This is a genomic window from Metabacillus dongyingensis, assembly GCF_019933155.2.
GTDB lineage: Bacteria > Bacillota > Bacilli > Bacillales > Bacillaceae > Bacillus_P > Bacillus_P dongyingensis.
Genome location: NZ_CP082944.1, coordinates 4,193,829 through 4,219,908 on the forward strand (window position 1 = coordinate 4,193,829; position 26,080 = coordinate 4,219,908).

Here is a 26,080-nt window from a genome sequence, read left to right on the forward strand (position 1 = left end):
TTATACCATTCAGCAGGCGCGGAATATATGTGTAATTTGTCGGGCCTTACGCAGGGTATGATTTTTGAGTTTATTCTAAGAGTCCTGATATTATTCGGCATCGGATTGATTATTGGATTAGGGCAATTAGGTTCGGAACAGCCAATTTTTGAAATTCTTTCTTCTCTATTTTCAGTCAAATAGAAAATTATTTACCAAAATACGTCTTTACTTGCCTGTATTACATCTTTTTAGCTTATGCTTTCTTTATAAAAAAAAAGCACCCGGCCGGGTGCTTTTTTAATCATGCATTATTCTTCCTCAACTGCTCTCGTTTTTTTTCGTCTGAATTTACTCATCATCTCATAAACAATTGGCACAATCAGAAGTGTCAACAGTGTAGAGCTTGTTAATCCGCCGATTACTGTTACTCCGAGACCTTTTGAAATGATGCCGCTGCCGCCTTCGATTCCGATTGCAAGCGGTATGAGCGCTCCAATTGTGGCGATCGCTGTCATCAGAATTGGACGCAGACGTGTTGTTCCTGCTTCAAGCAATGCTTCTCTTGTCGATAGACCTTCACGTTCTTTGTGAATAACGCGGTCAATCAGGACAATTGCGTTTGTGACAACGATACCGATCAGCATCAATGCCCCAATCATTGCGTTAATACTAATCGTTTCTCCTGCAATCAATAATCCAACCAATGCACCGATTACGGTAAATGGAAGTGAGAACAGAATCGCAAAAGGTGCAAGTCCACCGCCGAATGTAATCACAAGGACCAGGTACACAATGGCAATCGCTGCAAGCATGGCAAGGCCAAGCTGTGTAAAGGATTCCTGAATGTCTTCTGTTACTCCGCCTGTGTCTATGTCCACACCGGTCGGCAAGTCAAGATCATTCACTTTCTTTTGAACTTCCGAAGATGCTTTTGCAACATCATCCGTTGTCAGTTCACCGGAAACCTGTACGTAAATGCGGCCATCACGTCGTGTTACAGTATCTGATGTTTTTCCTTCTTCAACTGTTACGACATCTCCGATTTTCACTTCTTTGCCAAGCGGAGAAGTGATTGTTTTTTCGGTTAAATCATCTACATTTTCAAACGTTTCTTTCTCTGTTTGAAGATAAACATTTAGTTCTTCCCCGTCTTTTTCAACTTGAGTCAGAACTGGACGATCTCTTTGCGGGCTAAGCTCCATGCCGATTTGACCGGCTGTCAGGCCAAGCTTGCTGAGTTCTTCCTGATTGGCAACAAGGGTATATTCATCGTATGACTCGGCAAGACTTGAGCTTACATTTTTAAAGCTGCCGTTGTCGTTTAGAATTTTTTCAATTTCCCCGACAGTGGGCTCAATGTCTTCTAATTCATTTCCATATACAAAGAATTGAACTTCGTTGCTGCCGGCGCTCTGAGTGAAGTCCTGTGCAGACCATTCGCCCTGAGCAGTCTCAGCTTGAAGATCTTCAATTACTTTCTCTTTTTCCTTATCAAAATTCTCTGTATCATCTTCATATTCGATAAAGAATACGGCACTGTTTGAATCTCCAGGGCTCATTGGATTTTCGCTTCCTAATGAGAACTGAACTAAAGAAACATCTTTGCGGTCCATTAACAAATTTTCTGCTTTTGCAACGACTTCCTCTACTTGTTCTTTTGTTTCACCTGGTTCAGGCTTATATGTTGCATAGACAAGCTTCTGTTCTTCCGAAGGCAAGAAGCTGACGCCGATAACCGGAACTAGGAATAAGCTGCCGACAAGCATTAGGACTGCAAAACCTGATGTAATCCATTTATGATTTAAAGACCAGTTCAAAATACTTCTGTAAACACCAGTCATTTTCCCTGGTTTGTGTTCCTCATGCTTTTTAGCCGTTTCGCCGTATAGTCCTTTTTTAAAGAGGCTGTGTGCCAGCATTGGCACAATCGTAACGGCAACGACCAATGAAGCAAGCAATGCAAAAACGATGGTTAATGCAAATGGAAGGAATAATTCTCCTATTACTCCCTTTACAAGTGCCAGCGGCAGGAATACGGCGATTGTTACGATTGTTGAAGACATAATCGGAACAAACATTTCCTTAGTAGCTTCCCGCACTAAGCCCATTCCTTTTAATTTCTCGCCCTTTAATGACATTCTGCGGTAGATATTTTCAATGACAACGATTGAATCATCAACCACGCGTCCGATTGCAACAGTCATGGCTCCAAGTGTCATAATGTTAAGAGTAATATCCATTTGCTTTAGTAAAAGAACCGCAATTAATAAAGATAACGGAATGGAAACAACTGAAATTAAGGTTGATTTAATATCTCTTAAGAATAAGAGAATAATGATAATCGCAAAAACAGCTCCAAATAATGCTTTGCTCAGCATCGTGCTGACGGATTCTTCAATAGGTTCAGCCTGATCGAGCGTGGACTGGATCTCAAGGTTATCATACTCTTTTTCAAAACCGTCAAGCTCTTCTTTTACAGCATTTGCTACATCAACTGTATTTGCATCTGCGGATTTCACAATTTGAAGACCGATTGCTTCTTCTCCATTTGTTCTGGAAATGGATTCAGCTTCACCGATCGTTTTAATATCTGCAAGCTCTGACAGCTTCACCGTCGGGAGTTCTATATTCTGTGTTGCAGGAGGTGTCTGGCCAGCTGCTGGTGCTTGAGCTGAGCCTTGTGCCTGCCCTGGAGTCTGGACTGATCCAGCTGGATTCTGCTCTGCCCCTGGAGCATTCTGGCCCGGCATGCTGCTTTGACCTTGTCCAGAAGCATCTCCTCCACCCGGAGATATCGGGATCTCCATATTCTTTAAATCTTCCATTGTCAGGATGTTTCCATCTACAATGACAGATTGTTCTTTATCCCCGAAAGTATACAATCCAAGGGGAAAATTAACATCAGATCCTTTAATGATATTTTGAACGGTTTCTTCATCTAAACCGTATTCTTCAAGCTTCTCTTCTTTAAATGAAAACTGGACTTCTTCTACTTGCTGACCTGACACCCCAACAGAAGAAACACCTTCCAGTCCTTTTATTGCCGGGACAATTTCATCTTCGGCAAGTGCAGTCAGATCACTTAAAGATCCTTCATCATCTGATATACTTAAAGCTAGAATCGGAAAGGCGTTGATGCTGAGTCTTGAAACATCTGAATCATTTACTCCTTCAGGAAAAGAGATATCTGATACAGTGCTTTTTACTTCCTCTTCTGCTTTGTCCATATCTTTTTCGAATTCATATTCAATCTGAATGGATGAGGCATTTTGGAAGGATGTGGAGCTGACAACGTTCACTCCATTTAAATTTTGAACCGCCTGTTCGATCGGCTCTGTTACTTTTTCTGCTACTTCTTCCGGTGTAGCACCTGGATAGACAGTTGTGACTGTTACGATTGGGGTTGTGATGTTCGGAATTGTCTCAAGCTTCATATTCAAACCTGAGTAAAGCCCTGCAACTGTCACAATAATAGTAAGAAGCCACACTGCAAATTTGTTCTTCAAAACAAAATTAATGATTTGATTCATGTTGTCCTCCGGCAATTTATTTTTTTAAGAAAGTATAAAGTGGCGCTATGATGTATAGCTCCAGCGCCCAACCCCTCGGCCGGGAACGAATCCGTCATGCCTGAGCTAAATCGGCGTTACGCTTTCCTTGTTGACTGACTGGTCATAATAATTAATAATATAAATGACCAGTCGTTTACAGTCAATCATAATTAATCTTTTTTTAAATGAATCTTTTTTAATGTGAACATTCAGTCAGAAAGTTTTGCTTGACTTATATAGTGGCATAAGCCATTCTGTACTATATTCATTCTTTACTGTTATATAAGGAGAATACACGATGAAGGAAAAAGAAAAGCGGATCATTGAAGCGGCTATGAGCCTTTTCGCTAAAAAAGGTGTTACCTCAACGTCCATACAGGATATTGCGAACGAATGCGGAATTTCAAAAGGGGCTTTTTACCTTTATTTTAAATCGAAGGAAGCTCTCCTGCTTGATACGTTCAAATATCATTTTGAGCTGATTCATTCAAAAATGGAGGCTGTCAGACAGCGGGACCTCGAACCCCGCGCACTTTTAATCGCCCAGCTATCCTGCCAGCTGAGTGAGATTAATAAACATAAAGATTTCATTATTATGCAAATGCGGGAGAATGCCATACCAAATAACCCTTCAATGGCAGCTTTCATTCAAAAAATGAATGCAGATTCCAACCTTTTTGTTAAAAATGCGCTTCTAGCCATTTACGGTGAGTCCATTGAAGAATATATCTGGGATTTAAGCACAATCCTTCAGGGCATGATTCATTCTTATTTGAAATTCATTATCTTTGAAAAAGCAGAATTGGATTTCGATGAACTCGCAGCTTTTCTTTTAAACAGGGTGGATGATGTTGCATCAGGATTGAAGGTTTCAAAAGAGAAACCCATTCTTTCAAGTGAAAGAGAAAAAAATCTTTTCTCTTTTTGTACAGCCATACACCTTGATGAATTATTAGCCAAAATTGAGCAAAGCAAGCAGCAGCTATCCGGAGATCTTCTTGTTACACTTGAGGTGCTGGAAGCAGAAATTAAAGAGGATTCACCTCGGACTGCCGTCATACAGGGGATGCTTGCTAACTTGAATCAAGATCCGGCTTTAGCAGAGCTTCAGAAGAGCATTGCTGCTTATTATCAAATTAAACTTTTATAGATCATTATTTCCATGCAAAAAAACGAGAGATCTCTTTTATAGAAATCTCTCGTTTTTTATGATGCTAATGAAATCAGCTTTTTCTTATACAAAGCTGCAATAAAATTCATCATGGCAGCCGGTATTCTTTTAGGAAAATAAGTCTTGCGGTAGTATTTATTAAAAGCCGTCTTTAAATCGTCCCATTGTGTGCAGTTTTTTGTTTGACGGAACCTTGCGACATCAATCATTTTGATTTCGCCCCCATCGGTAATGAATATATTGCGAAGGTGAATATCAGACGGGTTCAGCCCTCTTTCTTTAGCATGCATAAGAGCTTTATCGATCTCTGCTATATGCTTATCAGTTATGGATATTCCCGTGCTGACACAATCAAAGAGAGTGCTTCCTTCAATATAATCAATGACTAAATAGTTTTCTCCCGCTTCATATAGATTGGGGTAATACTCAATCCCCTGAAGGGTCCTGTAAATCTCAGCTTCTTCCTTTGCAATATGAGTAAATGAAGGAAAGAACACCTTTAAAGCTTTATTCTCATTCGCAAGTTTAAAAACAAATGCGCTTCTGCCAGCTCCGATGAAGGTTAAGGAAGAATCATGGCCATTTAGCTTGGCACGTGTCCCTTTCCCTCCTATTTTGACGCTATCTGCAAATTGCTTATATCCTTTCATCCTGAGAACCTCCTTTCCTCTTTACCTTGTTTCTCAAGATCCAAGCTGTTCAATTTGATCTAAGATGCTTTTCATTTCAGACACGGTTTTCACAATTTCTGTGTCTTCAAGCAGCTTAAGATTCCACTCTCCGTTTTCAATTTGCTTCAAAGCAGAATCAATTCCGCTTTCAAGTGATTCACTGTAGCTGACAAGCTGATTATGTGCATCTTCAGCAATCTCCGGCGCATCCGATTCTTTAAATGTATTTATTTCTTCCTTCATATTATTTAAACTCTGCTCAAGCTCTGTTCTTGCTTCTTCGTTATTTACAGCCTCTTCAGCAAGGGCAGGAAGCTCCTCTGCAAATGTGCTTGCCTGATTAATATAATCCTTTGCATCATTTGCATACTGTAAAGAAGAATTAACGCCTTCAAGCAAAGAACACCCACTCAGGAAAACTATGGATAAAACAGCCAATACTTTAAATATTTTCATCATCGTACAGCTCCTTTAATTTCATTTTCGGAAAAAATAAAAGACGTCAGATCCAATTACTTGGTCATAACGTCTTTTTCGAAAGAGACTTCACCAAATAATCGGCAAAGGTCTCGCTAACAGCATCGCTGCCAGCAAAGCCGGGGAACATTCCCGTATTGACGACTTTGCTGTAAAAGCTACTCCCCTTTAAGGAAGAGATATTTAAGTTACTATTATTATACAATTAATCAAGCTGCGCGGTCAATTTTAAAGGTTCTTACCGTTTCTGGATGACAGATACTTTTTCTCCCATCACAAAATAAAAGCCGGCTGTTTTAATATCACGGACGACACTGTGAAGTCCTTCTTCTTCAAGCTTTGAAAATAAGCGAACTGCGTTTGGCACATCAAAACTCAGCATCTCTTCTTTATTCAATCCTGAGATCCGGACATCATCCAAAAGGTGATCAAATTCTTCATCAGCAAACACATTGATGCCAATTTCATAAGCTACAGCTCCTGTATCAGAACCGTCAAGCTTGATTTCTTCCGATTTCAAATACCAAAAATCGTAATAGATGTGATCTGTCATAGTTGTTCCTCCCAGCAATTAAGCAGATAATCCTTATTGTATCAAAACTGGAGACTCTATGTAAGAATGGCCTATTCATCAAGTGAATAGGCCATTCATTTATTCTTTTACTTCTTTTTTCATAAATCCTACCATCACAGCTGTGATCAGTGATCCGATCAGGATTGCTGCAATATATAACAATGGATTTCCATCAACAATTGGGATAACAAATGCCCCGCCATGAGGTGCGCGAAGTCCAATTCCAAAAATCATTGTAAGCGCTCCTGCTGCTGCAGATCCGATGACCGCTGCCGGGATGACACGTGCCGGGTCTGCTGCTGCAAATGGAATGGCTCCTTCAGTAATAAAAGATGCTCCCATGACGTAATTTGTTTTCCCTGCTTCCCGCTCTGCTTTTGTAAATTTCTTTTTAAAGAAAGTTGTTGAAAGTGCCAGACCTAGCGGAGGCACCATTCCTCCTGCCATAATTGCTGCGTGAGGTGCAAAGTTTCCAGCGTCTATCATGGCAATTCCAAATGTAAAGGCCGCTTTGTTGATTGGTCCTCCCATATCGACCGCCATCATTCCGCCTAAAATCAATCCAAGCAGCACAAGGTTTCCAGTTCCCATTCCCTTAAGCCAAACTGTTAATCCATCATTTAATGCTTTAACGGGCTCGATGACAATAAACATCATGATCAGACCTGTCAGTAAAATACCGAACAATGGATAAAGCAGTACAGGCTTTATGCCTTCAAGAGAATTTGGCAGGCCGCTGAATGCTTTCTTAAGTCCGACAACCAAGTAACCCGCGAGGAAACCGGCGATTAATCCGCCAAGGAAACCAGCTCCGCCTGTAGCTGCCATAAGGCCGCCGACCATACCTGGTGCAAATCCAGGCCGGTCCGCAATACTCATCGCAATAAATCCAGCTAATACTGGTATCATAAGATAAAAGGCATTGCCTCCGCCAATTGTGCTTAATGCTTCTGCGATTGGATGGTAGGATGGATCTTCTGGATTTGCGGCATTAATTCCAAAGATAAAGGAAATCGCAATCAGGATCCCTCCGCCCACGACAAACGGGAGCATGTTTGAAACACCATTCATTAGATGCTTATAAAAACCGTTTCTTCCTGATTTAGGTGAGTCAGCCGTTTTCTTCTCACCGCTGCTTTTATAAACAGGCGCATCTTGATCCAGCGCTTTTTGAATTAATTCCTGAGGCTTTCGGATTCCTTGGGCAACAGGCACCTGAATGACATGCTTGCCTGCGAAACGATCCATTTCCACCTGTTTGTCAGCAGCTACGATAATTGCTTCGGCTTCTGCAATGTCCTCATCTGTCAAACCATTTTTAATTCCGCCGGATCCATTTGTTTCAACCTTGATGCTTACGCCCATTTCTTTCGCTTTTGCCTTCAGGGCATCTGCAGCCATATATGTGTGCGCGATTCCAGTGGGACATGCTGTGACAGCAAGGATTTTCTTGCCTGAAGAGGATGATGCAGGTTCTTCTTCTGCCTCCATCTCTTTTTCTTTTTGATCAATAGCAGCAAGTACTTCTGCTTTTGAATCGGCGTCCTCAAGCTTCTTTTTAAAAGCGGGGTCCATTAAAAAACTAGAAAGTCTCGAAAGCGTTTGCAAATGTTCATTATTTGCTCCTTCAGAAGCCGCAATCATGAAAAACAGATGAGCAGGCTGGCCATCGAGAGATTCATAGTCTATGCCTTCTGCAGAACGGCCAAATGCAATTGCAGGTACTGACACTGCACTTGTTTTTGCATGAGGAATGGCAATCCCTTCTCCGATTCCTGTAGTGCTCTGCTCTTCCCTGTCCAAAATCGCTTTTTTATACTCTTCTTTATTTTTCAGCTTGCCTGCCCGATCAAGTGATTCAATGATTTCGTCGATAACATCCGTTTTTGAATCTGCATGCAGGTTCAGGATAATCGTATCGTTTGTTAATAAATCTGTAATCTTCATTTTTCTTCCCCCTTCAATGAATATCTAAATTATCTCATTGACATTTACTTCATTTATGAGCTCAGCAGCAAACTCTTTTGTAGTTAAATCTTCTGAAAAAGCAGTTGCACTTCCGGTTGCAACGCCCTGCTTAAAGGCTTTTTTAAAATCGCCATGCTGTTTAAATCCTGCAATAAAGCCGGCAACAACTGAATCTCCTGCACCCACTGAATTCTTTACTTCTCCAGATGGTACATTGGCAAAAAAAGCTCCATGCCGATTAATGAAAATGGCTCCTTTTTCAGCCATTGAAACAATCACATTCTGCACGCCCTCTTCAAGCAGCTTCTTCCCATAATGAACAGCTTCTTGGGCGCTGCTGACCTTTGTATCGAATAGCTCCCCTAATTCATGATGGTTCGGCTTAATCAGGAACGGCTTGCTTGAGAATGTGCTTCTTAAAGCATCGCCTGAAGCATCAATGACAACGTTCACACCATTTTTCAAGCATGTATCAGCTATTTCTTTGTAAAAGGTTTCATCAAGAGCGGATGGAATACTTCCAGCTAAAACGAGGACATCCTCAGCCTGCATTTCACCGATTTTCCCCAGCAGCTCAAGCTTCTGTTCAGCAGTAATCCCAGGGCCTTGTCCATTAATTTCTGTCTCTTTAACAGATTTTAGCTTGACGTTAATTCTCGTTTGATCTGAAACACTGATAAAATCATGTGTAATTCCTTCTGATGAGAGAAACTCTTTAATGAATTGGCCTGTAAATCCGCCTGCAAAGCCAAGTGCTGTACTTTCTGTTCCAAGCCGCTTCAGAACTCTTGAAACATTGATTCCTTTCCCGCCCGGAAAAACGCTTGCGCTATCCGTGCGATTAAGGTGCCCTTCTTTAAAATCGTTTACCTTCACGACATAATCGATGGAAGGGTTCAGCGTACATGTATAAATCATGCTGTCACAACCTTTATCTCTGTCTTTTCTTTAAAATCATATGCTGTGTCTTCATCCAGTTCGTTCGTAATTACCGCTGCTTCGTACAGGCCGGCAATTTTAGAGAACGAAATTTCATTGAATTTCGTATCATCTGCAAGGATATATGCTTCTTGAGACAGGGTGATGGCAAGCCTCTTGATTGCGGCTTCCTCCGGATCCGGTGTAGTATAGCCTGCTTCCGGATGAATACCGTTCACACCCATAAAACATTTATCAAATCTGTATGCATTTATTCCTGACTGTGCTGCACTGCCTACAAGCGCTCTTGTTTTCGGCTTTACAATGCCTCCAATCAGGTAGGTTGGGATCTGATTTTCAAGCAGCATTTCGAGATGTGAAACGCCATTTGTCACGACTGTTATTTCTTTGTCCTTTAAATATGGAATCATCTGCATGGTTGTTGTACCTGCGTCAATATATATGCTGTCTCCGTTTTTCACAAGGTCTGCTGCAAACTTAGCAATTCGTTCTTTTTCTGCGGCATTTTGTGAGGACTTTTCGATGACACTGAGCTCTTCTCCCTTTTGATGAAAAAGAGAAGCTCCGCCATGAACACGTTTTAGTTTTTTCTCTTTTTGAAGCTGGCTTAAATCTCTTCGAATGGTTGATTCTGAAGAAGAAGTAGCATCAACTAATTCCTGAATCGTTGCGACCTGCTTTTCACCCAATACCTTAATAATAATCCTGTGCCGTTCTGGTGTAATCATTCAGTCACCTCCAGCTAATCGTTCAAATTGCCTAAAAACTTACCATGAATTCATTCTAACGTAAGCCTTTTCATAAATCAACCAAAAACTTTCAAAAACAATCATTACTAATCAAATAATCTATCATTCAACCAAAAACAATCAAAACAAAGTCAGAATCAGCATGTGAGAACCGCTATGATTTTGAATTTATGGGAAATTGATATTCTAATATTTTCCTTTATGGAAGATATCCTTTCTTTAGTCCAATAAACTCCTTTTAATAGCAAAAAAAAGACCATCTGATCAAATATCAGACAGTCTCATTCAATCTTATATCATTCAGCTTTAATTGCTGAACTGCAAATTCCCTGTACATTGGATGCGTTTCAAGCAGTTCAGCATGTGTGCCTGTTCCAGTAACTCTTCCTTTATCTAAAAAGATAATCTGATCAGCATCAATGACCGTGGACAGCCTGTGAGCGATGACGATCGTTGTTCGTCCTGCCATTAAGTTGCCCAGTGCTTTTTGAACAACAATTTCAGAATGGCTGTCAAGGCTTGAGGTTGCTTCATCGAGAAGGAGAATTTTAGGATCCCTGATCAGTGCTCTGGCAATGCCGATGCGCTGACGCTGCCCCCCTGAGAGTTTAACACCCCGTTCTCCTACTTGAGTATGATAGCCGTCAGGATATTCTTCAATGAACTGATCCGCATAGGCCATCTTCGCTGCTTTGACTATTTCTGCATCCGTCACTTCCCGAGTTAATCCATAACAGATATTTTCTTTAATAGTACCTGAGGTAATTGGGCTTTCCTGAGAGACGTAGCCAATTTGCTCCCTCCACGAAGCAAGGGTAAAGCTGTCTATTTGTTCATCCCCCAGATATATAGCTCCCCCTGTCGGCAAGTAGTAACGTTCAACTAATGAGAACAGCGTTGTTTTTCCGCTTCCGCTCGGTCCGACAATAGCCGTGGTCTGACCTGGCTTAATCTCAAGAGTAATCTTGTTTAAAATTTGTTCTTCTTTTTTGTAGGCAAATTCAATCTCTTTAAAGCGGATCGATTGGTGAATATGCTCTACTTCTTTGCCTGAGTGAAGGTCTTCCTCATCTTCTTCAAGAATTTCAATGATCCGCTCCGATGCACCCATTGCTTTTTGCAGCTGTGTGAAAAAAGCCGTAAATTGAGTCATTGGAATGACAATCTGAAAGAGATAAAGAATAAAAGCAACTAAATCTCCTGAGGACAAAACTCCGGCTTGAACTCTTAAGCCTCCGTAGCCAAGGATCACTACGAGCAGCGACATAATCACAAGTGAGATTAACGGGCCAATCCATGCATGAATTTTTGCTTCAGCCAGACCAAATTGAAAAAGGCGGCCAACTCCGCTTTTCCCTGAACTGTACTCTCTATGTTCCGCATTGGAGGATTTCACCAATCGGACATGAGATAATACTTCACTTAATAACGCTGTAAAACCCGCCGTTTCATCCTGAAGACCTTTAGAGACTTTGTACATTTTTCTTCCCAGCGGAAGCAGTATCAGAATGGAGAGAGGAATTAATGCAAGCATGATTATCGTCATTTGCCAGTCCAGATAAAGGAGAATGCCGAATGATCCTATAATGGCAATAATACCTGTAAAGAAGTTTGTTATATGATCTGTAATTAACCCTTTTAAGATGGCTGTATCATTTGTCATCCGGCTGATCATTTCACCGGTTTTATGGTCGTCGTAAAATCGGACGGGAAGGTGGATATGCTTCTTCCAAAGTCTTTCCCTTAACCTTGCAACGACATGCTGTCCGACATGATTGAGCAGGTAAATTGAAACCCCGCTTGTAATGGCCTGTGCTATGAATGCTGATATCAGCAGAAAAATATGTACACTTCCAAAATTATCAAAGCTGAAATCATCAATTAAATTCTTAGTGAATAATGGGATGACCAGACCGACAACTGTGGATAAAACGCTGAGCGTACCTGCAATCGCCATTCTTTTTTTTGATGGCTTTGTCTTTCGTATCAGCTGAAAGAATTCCCCCCAGCTGCTACCTGTCACTTGTAAACTCATCTCATTTTGTCTCCTATCTTGCGTGCTATCCTTTATTATACATTTCCTTTCAGAAAAAGGTTAATTTCCCGCATTTATTTCCATAAAAAAGGAAAAGATAAGTTGCATAACTATAGAAAGCAGCAGGAGAAAAGATGGATAATTATTCAGGCGCCAATCAGTACAGACGGTATAAAGCTCATCTAAGCATGTTTGGAACGACACAATTTCATTTGAGAAACCCGTACATAATTGCATGGTGGTCTGCAGCCTTTCCGGGATTTGGACATCTGCTCCTGTCAAAATATTTAAGGGGCCTGATCTTATTTGTCTGGGAAGTATTTATTAACATGCAATCTCATTTAAACATCGCCATGGTTTACTCTTTTTGCGGAGAAATCGACAAGGCACGGGATGCACTTGATTACCGCTGGACTCTTCTTTATATTCCTGTTTACATCTTTGCAATCTGGGACAGTTACCGGACTACGATTGATTCTAATCATGTTTTTCTGCTTGCTGAACGGGAAAATGCCCCCATCAATACGTTCTCAATAGGGGCCTTGGAAATCAATTATTTAGACAAACGAAACCCCAGAATGGCGGTCATTTGGTCTTTTCTGATGCCGGGAACAGGACAGCTTTATAATCACCGAATCATTACTGGTTTCTTCGCATTGATATGGACGGTTGTTTTTGTATATTATTCTAAGTGTCTGCTTGCCGTTCATTTTTTATTTTTGGGGCAAGTACAGCATGCTACTGATATTCTGAATCCTTCATGGCTGATGTTTGTGCCTTCTGTGTACGGTTTTGCAGTCTATGACGCTTATATTAATACGGTTGAGAACAATAAACTTTTTATTAAAGAGCAGAGAAATTTCCTTGTGAAAAATTATCAGCAATACCGGGTTAAATTTCCTGAAAGAGTTTGAGAGGCGATATCCATTGCAAGTTTTTGCTACGTTTGATCACTGCACTTATCTAGAACTGGCCATTTCTCAGATGGAACAAGAAGGAATTCCTAAAGAGAAGATACTGGCCGTCTCATTAAATACTACAGATGATTCAATGAAACTGATGGATTCGATTCATCACTCTGATGGAGTCAGTCTGTTTGATACTGGCGCAGCACTCGCCACTGCTTTTGCTGTAATAGGCGTAAGCATTGGGTTCCGTTTAGCGTGGGGGCCGGTTTATTGGGGCTTGATCGGAGCTTGCAGCGGACTCTTACTTGGATTTCTTCTCAATTTTTTCTACTATTGTGTGATTAAAAAGAAAAAATTAAAGCCTTTTTCTAAAAAGAAAGAAACAGAAGTTGTTATAGTGATTGAATGTCATGAGGATTTTCATAGAAGAATACAGCAAGTTCTTTTGGATAACTATGCCATCGCAATCGGGTTTGTAAAATAAAAAGCAGTTAGACTGAAGTTTTTCAGTTGCTAACTGCTTTTTTTTATTAAGCTTCCAGCTCCAATTGTGATGAGCCGCTATTATTATACGTATCTGTATCTAATTCTTTTGTCACTTTTCCAGTTAACACTCCAGCTGTCATGCTGCCGCTGACATTCAATGCCGTACGGCCCATATCAATAAGAGGTTCAACTGATATAAGCAGACCTGCCAATGCAATTGGCATATTCATGGTTGAGAGGACAAGGATTGCCGCAAATGTAGCCCCTCCGCCGACACCGGCAACTCCAAATGAACTGATGGCAACCACCGCAATTAATGTAAAAATGAAAGAAGGACTTAAAGGATCGATGCCGACAGTCGGTGCAATCATAACTGCAAGCATTGCGGGATAGATGCCTGCGCAGCCATTTTGTCCGATGCTAAGACCGAAAGATCCTGCAAAGTTTGCGATTCCTTCTGGCACACCGAGTTTCTTAGTTTGTGTGCTGATATTCAAAGGAAGCGTTCCTGCGCTCGTACGTGAAGTAAAGGCAAACGTCAATACAGGAAGGACTTTTCTAACATATGTGATTGGGTTAAGACCAGCAAGTGTTAGCAGCAGCAAGTGAATGATAAACATAATAAGCAGCGCAACGTAAGAAGCGAGAACAAATTTCCCAAGTTTTAAGATAGAATCAAGATCACTTGAAGCCACCGTTTTTGTCATGATGGCAAGCACGCCGTATGGAGTAAGTCGAAGAATGAGCGTGACGACCCTCATAATGATTGCGTAAAATGCATCCACAATGTTTGCAAATAACTCTGCATGCTGAGGTTCTTTCCGTTTAACACCCAAGAATGCCAGACCTAAGATTGCAGCAAAAATGACAACCGCAATCGTTGATGTCGGACGTGCTCCAGTAAAATCAAGAAATGGATTACCAGGCAGTAATTCAAGGATTTTTTGAGGGAATGTCTGATCCTGAATCTCTGTGTAAGTTGCATCAAGAGCTTCTCCTCTTGCTGTTTCTGCCTCACCCTGCTCAATTTGGACAGCTTCTAAATTAAAGCCAAGAGAAGTGCCAATGCCAATTGCAGCAGAAATTGCAGTCGTCCCAACAAGAATTCCTAAAATAAGAACACTGATTTTACCGATGTTATTTGACAATTTCATCTTCGTAAATGCTGCCAGAATCGAAATGAAAACAAGCGGCATTACGATCATTTGAAGAAGCTTCACATAGCCGCTTCCAACGATATTAAACCAGCCAATCGATTCAAGCAGTACTTCATTTTCCGGTCCATAAATAAATTGAAATGCAAACCCGAGAACAATACCTAAACCGAGTGCAGCAAATACACGTTTTGAAAACGATACATGTTTTTTCTGCATGAAAAATAATAAAAAGATAAGACCAAGAAGCACGGCTATATTAATAATAACTAAAATAGATGACACTTTTTCTCCCCCTAACATTTTCCTTTATTATTAAAAAAATATAATGCAATTATTCCAATCAGTCAAGTAGGAATTACTGACACAGATGACTTTCTTCATCATACGTTGTTCCTCAAGGAAATATTCATCAGGGGTTCCAACTCACAGTGTGCCCTCATAAATTATTAAATCAGCTTCATATTGGGAGGCGAATGATTGCTGTGATTAAAATACAGAATGCTTATCAAAGCAATAATATATTAAATACATCCATATTAACCGGCGAGCAAAAAGAGATCCTGGATTTAATGGTAAAGTATGAAGAAGTTTATTCCTATGAACATTTTAATCAGCTAAAATTCGAATTGGACCTAAGAATTGAAATTGTAAAAGCGGCAACAGCTTTGTATCAAAGCGGCGTAAAGTTCACCACCTTTGAAAATTCCCGCTGCAACCCGGCACTGTGGAATCTGACAAGGCAAGGGGCGATTGTCATAAAGCCGGGAGTTCTGCCGTCAGAAGGGATCCGGGATCTTTATGCAAACGGAAAGCTTTATGCCTTTGAGTGCGCGACCGCCATTGTGGCCGTCTTTTACAAAGCGGTGCTTGAGATCATTGAAGAGCGTCATTTCAATCGGCTATTTGCCGGAATGATTCTCTATGACTGGCATTACGATGATGATCTGGGCGTTTTTACAAGAAGGGGAAATGATTATTTACCGGGGGACTGTGTATATTTTAAAAACCCGGATTTCGATCCTGAAAAGCCTCAGTGGCGCGGAGAAAATGCAATCGATATGGGATATGATCTCTATTACGGCCATGGAATTGGAATAAAAGATGCAGAAGGAATTATCGCTTCATTGAATAAATACCGGAAAGAGGGAGCTGTTCAGACTGCATATCTGCTTTCACAGGTTACAAGGCTGGATTACAGATATTTATATGTTTACAGAAAGGCAGGCAGAGAAATCCAGGGAACTTTCCCGCTCGCTGATGATCAGAAAATCATTTCTAAGATCGGCTCGGCTGTTTATCTAAAATAACAGACAAAAGCTGCCTATTATTTAGGCAGCCGCAGCTGGTTCTTATCAAAATATTTGCGCTGCAAGTAGTATTGTTCGCGTCCGAGGTACTGATTGACAATCAGCTCCATCTTGCCAAGGTCATCTCTGGTAACGAGCGGATCGAGCTCACTCCACTTTACAACTCTAATAAAATAGTATTCTTTAATGGGAGTGAAAACAACGGGTGAATTCGGCCACTTATCAAACCAAAATTCAATTCTGCCGTGTTTCCTATAAGAATAATGAATGATTTTCATTTTCCATCACCTACAAGTAGATTACACGTTCCGATCCAAAAAGAAAAGAAACAATCGGTTTTCTTTTTTTCCTGACAAGCCTTATTTAAACGTTCTTAAAATCGCTCTTACAGGACTTCCATCTCCATCTACAATCGGCAGCGGCAAAGCAATTAACTCATAATCTCCCTGTTCGGCTGCGCTTAAATCAAGCCCCTCTAAAATGAAAATTGAATGCTCCAAAAATGAATGATGGGCAGGAAGCTCTTTGCTTTTCATAAAATCAACAGAAGGAACATCCACACCTATCAGCTTGACTCCGATCTCTTTCAAGTAAGCAGCTGCATCAGGGTGAAAATAGGAGAACTTTTCCGGAAACCTTAACGGATCATCCCACGAATCTGTTCGGATCAACAGCCTTTCTGTTTCAGAAAGATCTGCTTTTTTCAGCTCGTGCGCTGTAATCACTTCAACATCCTGAAGGTGTATCACTTTTGCTTTTCCGCAGTAGATTGATAGATCGAGCTCATGCACTTTTTTCCCCTCTGAGTCAACATGAAAGGGTGCATCTATATGCGTACCGGTATGGGTGCTCATTTCAAGTTTGCCTACATTAACGGATCCGCTTGCTTCTTTTGTCCACATTAATTCAAAGTCAAATGGCGTATCGCCTGGCCACGTTGGCGTGCTTTTTTGAATAGGTCTTGAAATATCAATAATCATTATGCGATCACCTCACGCTTATTTTCATATTGTTCATATCTTTTTTCCCTCATAATGTCTTTTAGAAACTGTATTGTTTTCCAAAGTTCTTCATATGATGTATACAATGCAACTGGTGCCAGTCTGATAATGTTTGGCGATCGGTAATCCGGGATGACGCCAGCCTGCTTTAAGGCTTTGCAAATCCTTGCTGCTTCAGGGTGCTGGAGAGCTACGTGGCCCCCGCGTCTGTCATCTTCAGCAGGGTTGATGATGCGAAAAGCAAATCCTGAAAGCTCAGAATCAATTAAATCCATCATAATTCTTGTCATATTCAGCGACTTTTTGCGAATGGCTGAAAGAGTAGCTTCTTTAAAAAGCTGAAGAGACGCAGACAGAGGCGCTGTACTGAAAATATGGGGCGTTCCAATTTGATAGGCTCCGGCAGAGGCAGCAGGAGTAAAGCTGTGGTCCATATCAAATTGAGACTCTTTATTCGATCCAAACCATCCGCTTAAGCCCGGCATTTTCCCCAAGTGCTTTTCATGAACAAAGAGTCCTGCAGAAGCCCCGGGTCCTCCGTTTAAATACTTGTAATTGCACCAGTAGGCAAAATCAACTCCCCATTTGTGAAACTCATGCGGCACTGCCCCCACTGAATGGCACCCGTCAAACCCAATCAAAATCCCCCGGTCTCTTGCGGCTTTCGTCAGCTTTTCTATATTCAAAAGCTGTCCGCTCCGGTAAAGAACGGTAGGCAAAACAACTAATGCAATTTCATTTGTCATACAAGCAATGATATCGTCCTCTTCGAGGGTATGGCCATCCCTGCTTTTCGCCTTAACTAAATGAACATTCGGATCGAGCCCTCTTAAAGACAGCTGACTCTGCAGCGCATAAATATCAGATGGAAAATTCAGGTCATCTGCCAGAATCTTCGTACGCTTCTTCTCTGGATGAAAAAAGCTTGCAGCGAGCTGATGCAGATTGACTGTTGTTGATCCGGTCACAACTACCTCATCAGACTTCGCCCCTATTAAAAATGCAGATTGCTCGCCAAGCGTTTCTGATAAGGTGTACCAAGGCTTTTCTCCTTGAGTCCAGCCGTCAATCCCATACTCCTTCCAGGCATCAAGCATGGATATCAATGCGGCCTCTGCCCTTTTTGAAGGCAGTCCAAGGGAATTTCCATCTAAATAAATCACATCTTTTTTCAGATAAAACTCATTTCGAAAATGGGCAAGTTCATCTTTCTCATCAAGGGCTGCCGCCTTTTTAAGATCCATTTGCATTCAATCCCTTCCAGCTGGAATCTGTAACAGCATTCACTTGTCCAATTAATCTTTCTAAAATCTCTTTGGCAGTCAGAGATTCTGTAATCATTCTTAAACCCTGTCCTGCCCACAATGACATGTTTTCCGAATTGAGCTCTTGTGCAGCATGACTGCGCAAACTTTTTGTCATTTCATTTTGTACAGGATAAGGTAAAATGCTGTTTTCAAATGGTTTCATCTTTTGAATAAAGTCATTTTTAATTCCACGGGCATATTTGCCGGAAAAGGCTCTTGTCAAAACGGTCTCATCTTCGTTGCTGCTTAATACCTTTGCTTTGTAAGCAGAAGGGGCTCCGCTTTCTGTACATGGAATAAAAACACTTCCCAGCTGAACTGCATCTGCACCAAGGATCAGCGCTGCTGCTATTCCTCTTGCATCTGCAATTCCCCCGGCTGCAATAATAGGAAGGCTTAGAGCGTCTGCTGCTTGAGGTACAAGAGCCATTGTGCCAATGCAAGAATCAGCGGAGCTTTTAAATGTACCTCGGTGTCCTCCTGCTTCGCTTCCCTGCATAACGATAACGTCTGCACCCCGCTCTTCGAACAAAAGAGCCTCCTCCACTGTTGTAGCTGTGCCCATCACAATCCGGCCTGCCCGTTTAAGCTCCCTGACTGCTTCTATTGAAGGAAGACCAAAAGTAAAAGAACAGATCGGCACATCATTTTGAAGAACGGCCTCAAGCTGCTTCTCATAATTTAATTGACTCTTTTCATATGTGAATGAAATATCCTCCGCCGGCATATTGAATTTTTCAAGGACACCCTTCATCGCCAAAATATCATCTTTGCTGATCCCTGCTTCTTTTTCAGGGACGAAAAGATTCACATTAAAGGGTTTGCCTGTTAAACCTTTTATTTCTTTTATTTGCTGATCAAGCTGAAGGGACGTTAAATACCCTGCACCGACTGATCCCAATGCTCCGGCCTCACTGACTGCGCTGACCAGCTTCGGGACAGTAATTCCTCCTGCCATCGGTGCTTGAACAATTGGGTATTCAATCTTAAGCAGCCTGCTTATAGAGGTATGATTCCATGTCATTCAGTTTTCCTCCCATCTCTGAAGAATGCTGTATATCTTCTTCTACATGCCGGCCGCTGTTCCCTGCCATACTAAAAGGAATACCCGCATAGAAGCAAATATCGAGTTCATTTTTGCTGATTATGCTAAAATGGTAAAAAATAGATTAGGATAGATTGGAGTTGTCTTAGTTGGAAGAGTTATGCCCGCTTTGCAATCCCGAAATGATAGAAGATCAAAAAGCCGTTCTGTCCAATGAACATTGCCTCTTTTTGCAAATGCCTCAAAAAGTACTGAAAGGCTCGGGCTTAATCGTTCCAAGAGAGCACAGGCCAACCGTTTTCGATTTAACAGAAGAAGAGTGGCACGCAACTTTCAGCCTGCTGAAGGAAGTGAAGAAATGGCTCGATGATATGGATCAGCCTGATGGCTATACGATAGGATGGAATTCAGGAGAAACAGGCGGACAGCATATTTTTCACGCTCACCTGCATGTTATTCCCCGTTTCCAAGACGAGCCTTATGCAGGACGCGGCATTCGCTCCTGGCTGAAGGATATAGACAATATGAGGCCCTCTATCATAGATTAAGAAATGCCCTTATAGGGTAAAAAATAAAAAAGAGAAGAAATAGAAAGGAGTTTTTACCCGATGACGATTGTTTATATAAGCATCGCGCTAGTAGTTTGTGCACTAATTTATTTAGGAACCTCTGCTTTTAGAACGTTTAAAAAAGCAAAGCCTGCATTGCAGGATCTTCAAGAAACGGCTAACCGCATCCAAAAGCAAACAGAGGGCATACAAACCGAAACAACCAAGCTAACTGCAACACAGGAGAAAATCATGTCAGATGTGGAATACAAAAAACAGACAGTCCAGACAACAATTGAGATCGCCAAAGAAACACCTGAAACATTAAAAAGCTTTAAAGAATTTTTGCCGGCTAAAAAAAATGAACGGTTTACTCATAAGGTACGGGGATAAAAAGAAGGCGGCTCGTCTGAATGAGCCGCCTTCTTTTTATGATTTTCCAGGAGCAGGTTCTACTGCTTTCTCCACCAAGTTTCTCCGATTTTCATGACCTTAAGCAGCTCTTTATCAAGCGAAAGTCTTTCCCATTCTGAATACAGGCGCCCGAGGGCTTCGGGTCCTGTATCATCTGCCAGTCTGTATGCGCCATAATGCATGGGGATAAATGGACCTTTCGAATTTAAATCAAGAAACGCCTGAATCGCGTCTTCCGGATTTATGTGGGAAACCTTCATAAACCACTCCGGCTCATAGGCTCCAATCGGCATTAGGACTGCATCGATATCGTATCTGCTCCCAATCTCTTTAAATCCTCTGAAATAACCTGTATCACCAACGAAATATACTGTGTAGGGCGTGACAGTATCCTCTATCAACCACCCTCCCCAATGAGAAGAGTTGGTATCCCAAAGAGTTCTCCTTGTCCAATGCTGAGCAGGAACGAAGGATAGCTTTCCGCCATATACTTCAAATGAATCCCACCAATTTGCTTCTATTACCTGCTTATATCCTCTTCTTTTAAAAGCAGGTTTCAAGCCTTCCGGCACATAATATACCGGATTTCCTTTTAATTGTTTAATGCTCGCAAAATCAAGGTGGTCATAATGTCCATGCGAGATTAGAACAAAATCGATCTCAGGAAGATCCTGTATTTGAAGACCCGGCTTTGTAAGCCGTTTTTGAACACCCATTCTTTCTGCCCATACCGGATCAGTCAGGATATTTTTTTCATTTAGCTGTATCAGAAAAGTAGAATGGCCGATCCAGGTGATGCTCATATCTGATCGATTGTTTTTTAATTCAGCTTCAACTGTTTTTTCTGTTCGTTCAATCGATAGAGAAAGATCCTTTTGCTTGCTCCTTCTTTCTTTCATCCACTTTCTCAAATCAGAAAAGTTCTTCGTATTTTGAACATCGTCAAGATTTTGATACTTTTTCACAATGAAGACTGAACCTTTACATAAAAAGTACGTTCTCTAGGACCGTCAAACTCACAAAAGTAAATTCCCTGCCACGTGCCGAGAACAAGCTGTCCGTCTGATACAATAATATGCTGTGATGCACCCACTGTGCTCGCTTTCATGTGAGCAGCAGTATTTCCTTCATCATGCCGATCTTTCTCATGGTGCCATGGATAGATTTCATCAAAACGTCTGATCATGTCTTTTTTTACGTCTGGATCAGCATTTTCATTAATTGTAATGCCTGCTGTAGTATGCGGGCAGTAAATAAGGACAGTTCCTTCTTTTATGGAAGCTTCTCTCACTAGTTTTTCAACACTTGAAGTCACATCTGCCATCTCGTCGCGAGAGTTTGTTTTTATAGTAAACCTTTTCAGCATTATGCGAGTCCCTCCTTATTCCCTTTGGTTGCATTGTATCATTAAGCAGCCTAATCCGGCACGTTGGAGCTGCCAGCAAGCTTTGAGCTGCTCACTTTAAAATTCATCTCCTCTTTCCCGCTTATATGCTTACTTAATAGAATTTATCCACTTAATAAAAAAACCCAAAAAGGCATTTATCCTTCTTGGGAGTTATGTGATTTTAGAGAACGTAAACTCTTGTTTCAAATGGTTTCAATGTAAATGAAGTAGTGTGCTTATGTTCAGCAACTTCGTAGTTTTGAAGAATCAGCTGTTCTTTAGATAACGGCAGCTTGCTGTACTGGTAAAAAGCCGTTTTGTTGCTGATGTTTGAGATAACCAGTGCTGTTCTGCCTTCAAAAGTTCTTGTGTAAGCATAGATTTGCTTATCCTCTGGAAGAATCAAATCATATGATCCATAAACGAAAACCAGATGCTCTTTACGCAGGTCAATCATCTTTTTATAAAAATGATAGACCGAGTTCTCATCTTTTAACTGCTTTTCAACGTTAATTTTTTTATAGTTATCATTCGCTCCAAACCACGGTGTGCCAGCAGAGAAGCCTCCATTTTTCTCTTCATTCCATTGCATTGGTGTACGGGAATTATCACGGCCCTTATGCCAGATAATTTCCATGATCTCATCATGTGAACGTCCTTTTGCCGTTTCAATGCGGTAAAGGTTTTTCATGGCTACATCATCATAATCATCAATCGACGGGAAATGAACATTTGTCATTCCAAGCTCCTGTCCCTGATAAATAAATGGTGTACCCTGCATTAAGAAGTACATGGCTGCTAATGCTTTTGCACTTTCTGTCAAAAATTCCTTATCGTTTCCCCAGGTTGATACAGAGCGGGCCTGGTCGTGATTTTCAAGAAATAATGCATTCCAGCCGGAACCGTCCAGCCCTTTTTGCCATTTTGTTAATGTTTCTTTTAACTTAATGAGGTCGACTGTTCCTTCTGTGCCATTATCCCATAATCCGAGATGCTCGAATTGGAAGATCATGTTGAAGATTCCATTTGTATCGCCAACCCAGTCTTCTGCCTGCTCAAGCTTAACGCCATTCGCTTCTCCGACTGTCATGATATCATAACGTGCAAACGTTTGCGCTTTCAGCTCGCTTAGGTGCTCCATAATGCCTTCTACATTCATGTGGTAATCAAAAGAGGAAACGAAATCAAGTCCATTCGGATTAGGAAGATCAGGGAAGCCGTCTTTTTTGTTAATATGGGAAATTGCATCTACACGGAAGCCGTCTATTCCTTTATCAAGCCACCAGTTAATCATATCGTAAACTGATTGCCTCATTTCTTGGTTTTTCCAGTTTAAATCAGGCTGTTTTGTTGCGAATACGTGCATGTAATATTGATTTGTTGCTTCGTCAAGCTCCCAGGCAGAACCGCTGAAAATACTTTCCCAGTTGTTTGGCTCTTTGCCATTTTTGCCGTCGCGCCAGATGTACCAGTCACGTTTGTCGTTCTCTTTTGAAGATCGTGATTCGATAAACCAAGGATGCTCATCACTAGTATGATTCACTACCAGATCAAGAATCAGCTTCATGTCTCTCTTGTGCACTTCAGAGAGAAGGTCATCAAAGTCCTCCATTGTACCGAAGTCTGCCATAATGTCTTGATAATCGCTAATGTCGTAGCCGTTATCAGCATTAGGCGATGTGAAAATCGGGCAAATCCAGATTACATCAATGCCGAAATCTTTTAAGTAATCTAATTTAGAAATAATCCCGCGGATATCGCCAATTCCGTCACCGTTGGAATCCATAAAGCTTCTAGGATATATTTGGTATGCAACCGCTTCTTTCCACCAAATCTTTTTCAACTTAAACACTCCTTTATATCAACCTTAACGTCAAGTAAGACGAATGAAAAATAGGAATAAAATATTAAAAAGCAAAGTATTCGCTTACATTTATTAAAAGTTGTCATTACTAAAAAATATTATACTCTAATTATGTTAAAGATTGAACAATTTCTGTTGAATTCCTTCTAATTGTATTTATAGAAAAAAGAAGAAGGTATCTGCACTGGATACCTTCCTAAATTATGCAATTCTGGAATCAGGCTCAGCTGATTTCTTCTTCAGCCAGTCTTTTCCTTCCACTAATCTCGAAATCATCATGCTGCTGACATTGTCACCGGTTGCATTGAGCATCGTTGCAGGCGGATCAATAATCGTGGAGATTGCCGCAATGATAGGCAAGGCTTCCGGAGGAAATCCGTAAAGCGTCAAAATCAGCATCTCACCAATCATTCCGCCGCTTGGAATAGCTCCCATTACAGTCCCAACGAGAATGGCAACGAGGACAACACTCGTCAATGTGCCCAATCCTGAGAAGTTCATTTCAAAGATTCCAAAAAGGAAGGCAATCTTCAGCACACCGCCAAGGACAGATCCATTTTTGTGAAGAGCAGCGCCCAAAGGTACAGTTGTCTCGCGAATATCAGCGCTGATACCCATTTTCCGTGTCGCTTCAAGGTTCACGGGAATTGCAGCTGCACTGCTGCAGGTAGCAAGTGCAGTCACGGTTGGAGAAAGCATGTTTTTCCAGAAAACAGCTACAGCCTTCTTTTTGCCTGACATGAATGCGTAAAATGTAAATGATAAATGCTGAGACGTAATACATGACACCCGCTTTAAAATAAGTACCTAAAAACATCGGACCGTATTCTCCGACTAAAGTGGCGAAATAAGCACCAAGTCCGATCGGAGCATAATACATAATTAATGAAACCAGCTTCATCAAAACTTCTGATCCAAAAGAAAGAAAGCTTGCAAACGGTTTCCCTTTTGACTCTTTTTGGGATGATGTTCTGCGATGGAGTTGGACAATACTGAAATACTGGAAACACATAATTTTTATGGCGGATAGATTGCAGCCTGATTTCAAGATAGTTCCAGCCCTCAAGAAGAGAAATTCTGTGTTTCGCTGGGGGATTAAAATCAGATTGGTCTAGTCAGCAAAAAACAGGCAATCATTCAAGATTACCTGCTGCTGTTTCCATCTTTTTTTTAGCTTCAAGCGTTCTGATATGATGCCCTTCCATATCGGTTACAGTAAACTCGTAGCCGTCAGACATGATTTTGTCTCCTTTTTTCACATCGATTTTCTCTGTGAGCACCCAGCCCCCAATTGTGTCGACATCTTCTGAATCAATCTCGAGCTGAAGGAGATCATTTACTTCTTCAATAAGTGCTTTGCCGTCAAAAATGTAATGAAAATCGCTTTTCTTTTGAACATTAGGCAGTTCGTCCACATCAAACTCATCGCGGATTTCTCCGACAATTTCTTCAAGAATGTCCTCTACTGTTACAAGTCCGGCTGTACCGCCATATTCATCTACCAGGATTGCCATGTGGATCCGGTCTGTCTGCATTCTCAGCAATAAATCCTGAATGTGAATCGTTTCGATCACCTTGATTACGGGACGTATATAATTTTTAAGCAGAACACCATCTTTTGACATGTAAAGGGCATCTAAAATTTCTTTAATATTGATTAGACCAACAATGTTATCTTTATCTTCATGTTCGAGCGGATATCTTGTATATCTTTCGCTTCTCATGATCTCCAGATTTTCTTCGAAAGAATCTTCAAGGGATACCGTAGTCATCTCTGTTCTTGGAACCATAATTTCTTTGGCAATTCGATTGTCAAATTCAAAAATCTTATTGACGTATTTATATTCTGACTGATTGATTTCCCCGCTTTTTAAGCTTTCAGACAGAATAATCCGCAGCTCTTCTTCTGTATGGGCAACTTCATGCTCGGATGCTGCATGCAGGCCGAAGAGCCTGACAATAAATAAAGCAGAACCATTCAGCGTTTTTATAAAGGGATACATGATTTTATAGAAGAAAATGAGCGGACGGGACAGCGTCATAGTCACCCACTCGGCTTTTTGAATGGCAAGAGTCTTTGGCGCAAGCTCTCCAATAACTACATGCAAGTAAGTAATGGCAATAAAAGCGAGCACAAATGATAAAATGCCGGAAAGAGATGGGTTTAATCCCCATGAATCAAATAGCGGATGAAGCAGATGTTCAATTGTCGGCTCTCCAAGCCAGCCCAGTCCAAGAGCTGTGATTGTAATTCCCAGCTGGCAGGCAGATAAATATTCATCAAGGCTTCCAGTCACTTTTTTTGCAGCAATGGCATTCTTATTTCCTTCTCCGACCAGCTGATCAATTCTGGAACTTCTCACCTTTACTATGGCAAATTCCGCAGCGACAAAAAAACCGGTTGCAGCAATTAACAGGGCTACCAATATCAAATTTGTGGCAATCAAGAGTTCCCTTACCCGTAATTCGGATAAGGTCACCTCCCTTCTATGGTGAAATCCATCTCGCTGAATTCTTGATATATAGTTTTTATTCTTTA

At 41.2% G+C, this 26,080-nt stretch carries 23 protein-coding genes and 1 pseudogene; 6 read left to right on the forward strand and 18 right to left on the reverse strand.

The window, feature by feature from the left end:
* Nucleotides 1–290: 290 nt before the first annotated feature.
* On the reverse strand, nucleotides 291–3,512 hold the full coding sequence (locus tag K8L98_RS20835; RefSeq protein WP_223437765.1) for an efflux RND transporter permease subunit: 3,222 nt from the start codon (nucleotides 3,510–3,512) through the stop codon (nucleotides 291–293).
* A 319-nt stretch (nucleotides 3,513–3,831) separates the two neighbouring features.
* On the opposite strand from K8L98_RS20835, the gene K8L98_RS20840 reads away from it, so the two are divergent.
* Nucleotides 3,832–4,683, forward strand: a complete 852-nt coding sequence (locus tag K8L98_RS20840; protein WP_223437766.1) for a TetR/AcrR family transcriptional regulator — start codon at nucleotides 3,832–3,834, stop codon at nucleotides 4,681–4,683.
* Between the two features lie 56 nt (nucleotides 4,684–4,739).
* On the opposite strand, the gene K8L98_RS20845 is transcribed toward K8L98_RS20840, so the two are convergent.
* The 7 genes from K8L98_RS20845 to K8L98_RS20875 all read right to left on the reverse strand — a co-directional run bounded on the left by K8L98_RS20845 (nucleotide 4,740) and on the right by K8L98_RS20875 (nucleotide 12,117).
* Nucleotides 4,740–5,354 carry a protein kinase family protein gene (locus K8L98_RS20845; RefSeq protein ID WP_223437768.1) on the reverse strand — a complete coding sequence of 205 codons (615 nt, stop codon included), beginning with the start codon at nucleotides 5,352–5,354 and terminating at the stop codon, nucleotides 4,740–4,742.
* A 33-nt stretch (nucleotides 5,355–5,387) separates the two neighbouring features.
* On the reverse strand, nucleotides 5,388–5,834 hold the full coding sequence (locus tag K8L98_RS20850; RefSeq protein ID WP_223437770.1) for a DUF6376 family protein: 447 nt from the start codon (nucleotides 5,832–5,834) through the stop codon (nucleotides 5,388–5,390).
* 256 nt (nucleotides 5,835–6,090) lie between these two features.
* On the reverse strand, nucleotides 6,091–6,405 hold the full coding sequence (locus tag K8L98_RS20855; protein WP_223437772.1) for a hypothetical protein: 315 nt from the start codon (nucleotides 6,403–6,405) through the stop codon (nucleotides 6,091–6,093).
* A 99-nt stretch (nucleotides 6,406–6,504) separates the two neighbouring features.
* Nucleotides 6,505–8,373 carry a PTS fructose transporter subunit IIABC gene (locus tag K8L98_RS20860; RefSeq protein WP_223437774.1) on the reverse strand — a complete coding sequence of 623 codons (1,869 nt, stop codon included), beginning with the start codon at nucleotides 8,371–8,373 and terminating at the stop codon, nucleotides 6,505–6,507.
* Nucleotides 8,374–8,397: 24 nt separating this feature from the next.
* Nucleotides 8,398–9,312, reverse strand: a complete 915-nt coding sequence (gene pfkB, locus K8L98_RS20865) for a 1-phosphofructokinase (RefSeq protein WP_223437776.1) — start codon at nucleotides 9,310–9,312, stop codon at nucleotides 8,398–8,400.
* The gene (locus tag K8L98_RS20870) at nucleotides 9,309–10,061 is read right to left on the reverse strand and encodes a DeoR/GlpR family DNA-binding transcription regulator (protein WP_223437778.1); all 753 of its coding nucleotides are present in this window, start codon (nucleotides 10,059–10,061) and stop codon (nucleotides 9,309–9,311) included. Before K8L98_RS20870 ends, pfkB begins: the two co-directional genes overlap by 4 nt.
* Before the next feature lie 292 nt (nucleotides 10,062–10,353).
* Complete coding sequence (locus tag K8L98_RS20875; protein WP_223437780.1) at nucleotides 10,354–12,117, reverse strand: ABC transporter ATP-binding protein; 1,764 nt, start codon at nucleotides 12,115–12,117, stop codon at nucleotides 10,354–10,356.
* A 134-nt stretch (nucleotides 12,118–12,251) separates the two neighbouring features.
* Here K8L98_RS20875 and K8L98_RS20880 point away from each other — a divergent pair, with 134 nt between their 5' ends.
* Complete coding sequence (locus K8L98_RS20880; RefSeq protein WP_223437782.1) at nucleotides 12,252–13,031, forward strand: hypothetical protein; 780 nt, start codon at nucleotides 12,252–12,254, stop codon at nucleotides 13,029–13,031.
* Nucleotides 13,032–13,044: 13 nt separating this feature from the next.
* A complete protein-coding gene (locus K8L98_RS20885) occupies nucleotides 13,045–13,509 on the forward strand; it encodes a hypothetical protein (RefSeq protein ID WP_223437785.1) in 465 nt (154 codons plus the stop codon).
* Between the two features lie 46 nt (nucleotides 13,510–13,555).
* On the opposite strand, the gene K8L98_RS20890 is transcribed toward K8L98_RS20885, so the two are convergent.
* Entirely contained in the window at nucleotides 13,556–14,950 is a 1,395-nt protein-coding gene (locus K8L98_RS20890; protein WP_223437787.1) for an L-cystine transporter, read from the reverse strand.
* A gap of 200 nt (nucleotides 14,951–15,150) precedes the next feature.
* Here K8L98_RS20890 and K8L98_RS20895 point away from each other — a divergent pair, with 200 nt between their 5' ends.
* The gene (locus K8L98_RS20895; protein ID WP_223437789.1) at nucleotides 15,151–15,975 is read left to right on the forward strand and encodes a protein-glutamine gamma-glutamyltransferase; all 825 of its coding nucleotides are present in this window, start codon (nucleotides 15,151–15,153) and stop codon (nucleotides 15,973–15,975) included.
* 17 nt (nucleotides 15,976–15,992) lie between these two features.
* Here K8L98_RS20895 and K8L98_RS20900 read toward each other — a convergent pair whose 3' ends face one another.
* The 4 genes from K8L98_RS20900 to K8L98_RS20915 form a co-directional block, all read right to left on the reverse strand.
* Nucleotides 15,993–16,253, reverse strand: a complete 261-nt coding sequence (locus tag K8L98_RS20900) for a hypothetical protein (RefSeq protein ID WP_223437791.1) — start codon at nucleotides 16,251–16,253, stop codon at nucleotides 15,993–15,995.
* Between the two features lie 81 nt (nucleotides 16,254–16,334).
* On the reverse strand, nucleotides 16,335–16,955 hold the full coding sequence (gene kynB / locus K8L98_RS20905) for an arylformamidase (protein WP_223437793.1): 621 nt from the start codon (nucleotides 16,953–16,955) through the stop codon (nucleotides 16,335–16,337).
* Nucleotides 16,955–18,226 carry a kynureninase gene (kynU, locus tag K8L98_RS20910; protein ID WP_223437795.1) on the reverse strand — a complete coding sequence of 424 codons (1,272 nt, stop codon included), beginning with the start codon at nucleotides 18,224–18,226 and terminating at the stop codon, nucleotides 16,955–16,957. Before kynU ends, kynB begins: the two co-directional genes overlap by 1 nt.
* On the reverse strand, nucleotides 18,210–19,307 hold the full coding sequence (locus tag K8L98_RS20915; protein WP_223437797.1) for an NAD(P)H-dependent flavin oxidoreductase: 1,098 nt from the start codon (nucleotides 19,305–19,307) through the stop codon (nucleotides 18,210–18,212). Before K8L98_RS20915 ends, kynU begins: the two co-directional genes overlap by 17 nt.
* A gap of 170 nt (nucleotides 19,308–19,477) precedes the next feature.
* Here K8L98_RS20915 and K8L98_RS20920 point away from each other — a divergent pair, with 170 nt between their 5' ends.
* Nucleotides 19,478–19,876 (forward strand): HIT family protein, encoded by a 399-nt coding sequence (locus K8L98_RS20920; protein WP_420828801.1) that lies wholly within the window; start codon nucleotides 19,478–19,480, stop codon nucleotides 19,874–19,876.
* Nucleotides 19,877–19,936: 60 nt separating this feature from the next.
* On the forward strand, nucleotides 19,937–20,269 hold the full coding sequence (locus K8L98_RS20925) for a DUF948 domain-containing protein (RefSeq protein ID WP_223437800.1): 333 nt from the start codon (nucleotides 19,937–19,939) through the stop codon (nucleotides 20,267–20,269).
* 59 nt (nucleotides 20,270–20,328) lie between these two features.
* Here K8L98_RS20925 and K8L98_RS20930 read toward each other — a convergent pair whose 3' ends face one another.
* The 5 genes and pseudogenes from K8L98_RS20930 to K8L98_RS20950 all read right to left on the reverse strand — a co-directional run bounded on the left by K8L98_RS20930 (nucleotide 20,329) and on the right by K8L98_RS20950 (nucleotide 25,988).
* The gene (locus tag K8L98_RS20930; protein ID WP_223443645.1) at nucleotides 20,329–21,258 is read right to left on the reverse strand and encodes an MBL fold metallo-hydrolase; all 930 of its coding nucleotides are present in this window, start codon (nucleotides 21,256–21,258) and stop codon (nucleotides 20,329–20,331) included.
* Nucleotides 21,252–21,656, reverse strand: coding sequence for a secondary thiamine-phosphate synthase enzyme YjbQ (locus K8L98_RS20935; RefSeq protein ID WP_223437802.1), 405 nt, complete (start codon nucleotides 21,654–21,656; stop codon nucleotides 21,252–21,254). The genes K8L98_RS20930 and K8L98_RS20935 overlap by 7 nt, the downstream gene beginning before the upstream one ends.
* Nucleotides 21,657–21,858: 202 nt before the next feature.
* Nucleotides 21,859–23,520 carry a glycoside hydrolase family 13 protein gene (locus K8L98_RS20940; RefSeq protein WP_223437804.1) on the reverse strand — a complete coding sequence of 554 codons (1,662 nt, stop codon included), beginning with the start codon at nucleotides 23,518–23,520 and terminating at the stop codon, nucleotides 21,859–21,861.
* Nucleotides 23,521–23,742: 222 nt separating this feature from the next.
* Nucleotides 23,743–24,553 (reverse strand): annotated as a pseudogene (locus K8L98_RS20945) (dicarboxylate/amino acid:cation symporter).
* A gap of 121 nt (nucleotides 24,554–24,674) precedes the next feature.
* A complete protein-coding gene (locus K8L98_RS20950; protein ID WP_223437806.1) occupies nucleotides 24,675–25,988 on the reverse strand; it encodes a hemolysin family protein in 1,314 nt (437 codons plus the stop codon).
* Nucleotides 25,989–26,080: the final 92 nt, after the last annotated feature.

Coding starts and splice junctions, on each gene's coding strand:
- kynB (WP_223437793.1), bottom strand. CDS start 16,955: ATGATTATTGATATTTCAAGACCTATTCAAAAAAGCACGCCAACGTGG.
- K8L98_RS20850 (WP_223437770.1), bottom strand. CDS start 5,834: ATGATGAAAATATTTAAAGTATTGGCTGTTTTATCCATAGTTTTCCTG.
- K8L98_RS20860 (WP_223437774.1), bottom strand. CDS start 8,373: ATGAAGATTACAGATTTATTAACAAACGATACGATTATCCTGAACCTG.
- K8L98_RS20900 (WP_223437791.1), bottom strand. CDS start 16,253: ATGAAAATCATTCATTATTCTTATAGGAAACACGGCAGAATTGAATTT.
- K8L98_RS20835 (WP_223437765.1), bottom strand. CDS start 3,512: ATGAATCAAATCATTAATTTTGTTTTGAAGAACAAATTTGCAGTGTGG.
- K8L98_RS20845 (WP_223437768.1), bottom strand. CDS start 5,354: ATGAAAGGATATAAGCAATTTGCAGATAGCGTCAAAATAGGAGGGAAA.
- K8L98_RS20875 (WP_223437780.1), bottom strand. CDS start 12,117: ATGAGTTTACAAGTGACAGGTAGCAGCTGGGGGGAATTCTTTCAGCTG.
- K8L98_RS20880 (WP_223437782.1), top strand. CDS start 12,252: ATGGATAATTATTCAGGCGCCAATCAGTACAGACGGTATAAAGCTCAT.
- K8L98_RS20855 (WP_223437772.1), bottom strand. CDS start 6,405: ATGACAGATCACATCTATTACGATTTTTGGTATTTGAAATCGGAAGAA.
- K8L98_RS20870 (WP_223437778.1), bottom strand. CDS start 10,061: ATGATTACACCAGAACGGCACAGGATTATTATTAAGGTATTGGGTGAA.
- K8L98_RS20925 (WP_223437800.1), top strand. CDS start 19,937: ATGACGATTGTTTATATAAGCATCGCGCTAGTAGTTTGTGCACTAATT.
- K8L98_RS20935 (WP_223437802.1), bottom strand. CDS start 21,656: ATGCTGAAAAGGTTTACTATAAAAACAAACTCTCGCGACGAGATGGCA.
- pfkB (WP_223437776.1), bottom strand. CDS start 9,312: ATGATTTATACATGTACGCTGAACCCTTCCATCGATTATGTCGTGAAG.
- K8L98_RS20915 (WP_223437797.1), bottom strand. CDS start 19,307: ATGACATGGAATCATACCTCTATAAGCAGGCTGCTTAAGATTGAATAC.
- K8L98_RS20840 (WP_223437766.1), top strand. CDS start 3,832: ATGAAGGAAAAAGAAAAGCGGATCATTGAAGCGGCTATGAGCCTTTTC.
- kynU (WP_223437795.1), bottom strand. CDS start 18,226: ATGCAAATGGATCTTAAAAAGGCGGCAGCCCTTGATGAGAAAGATGAA.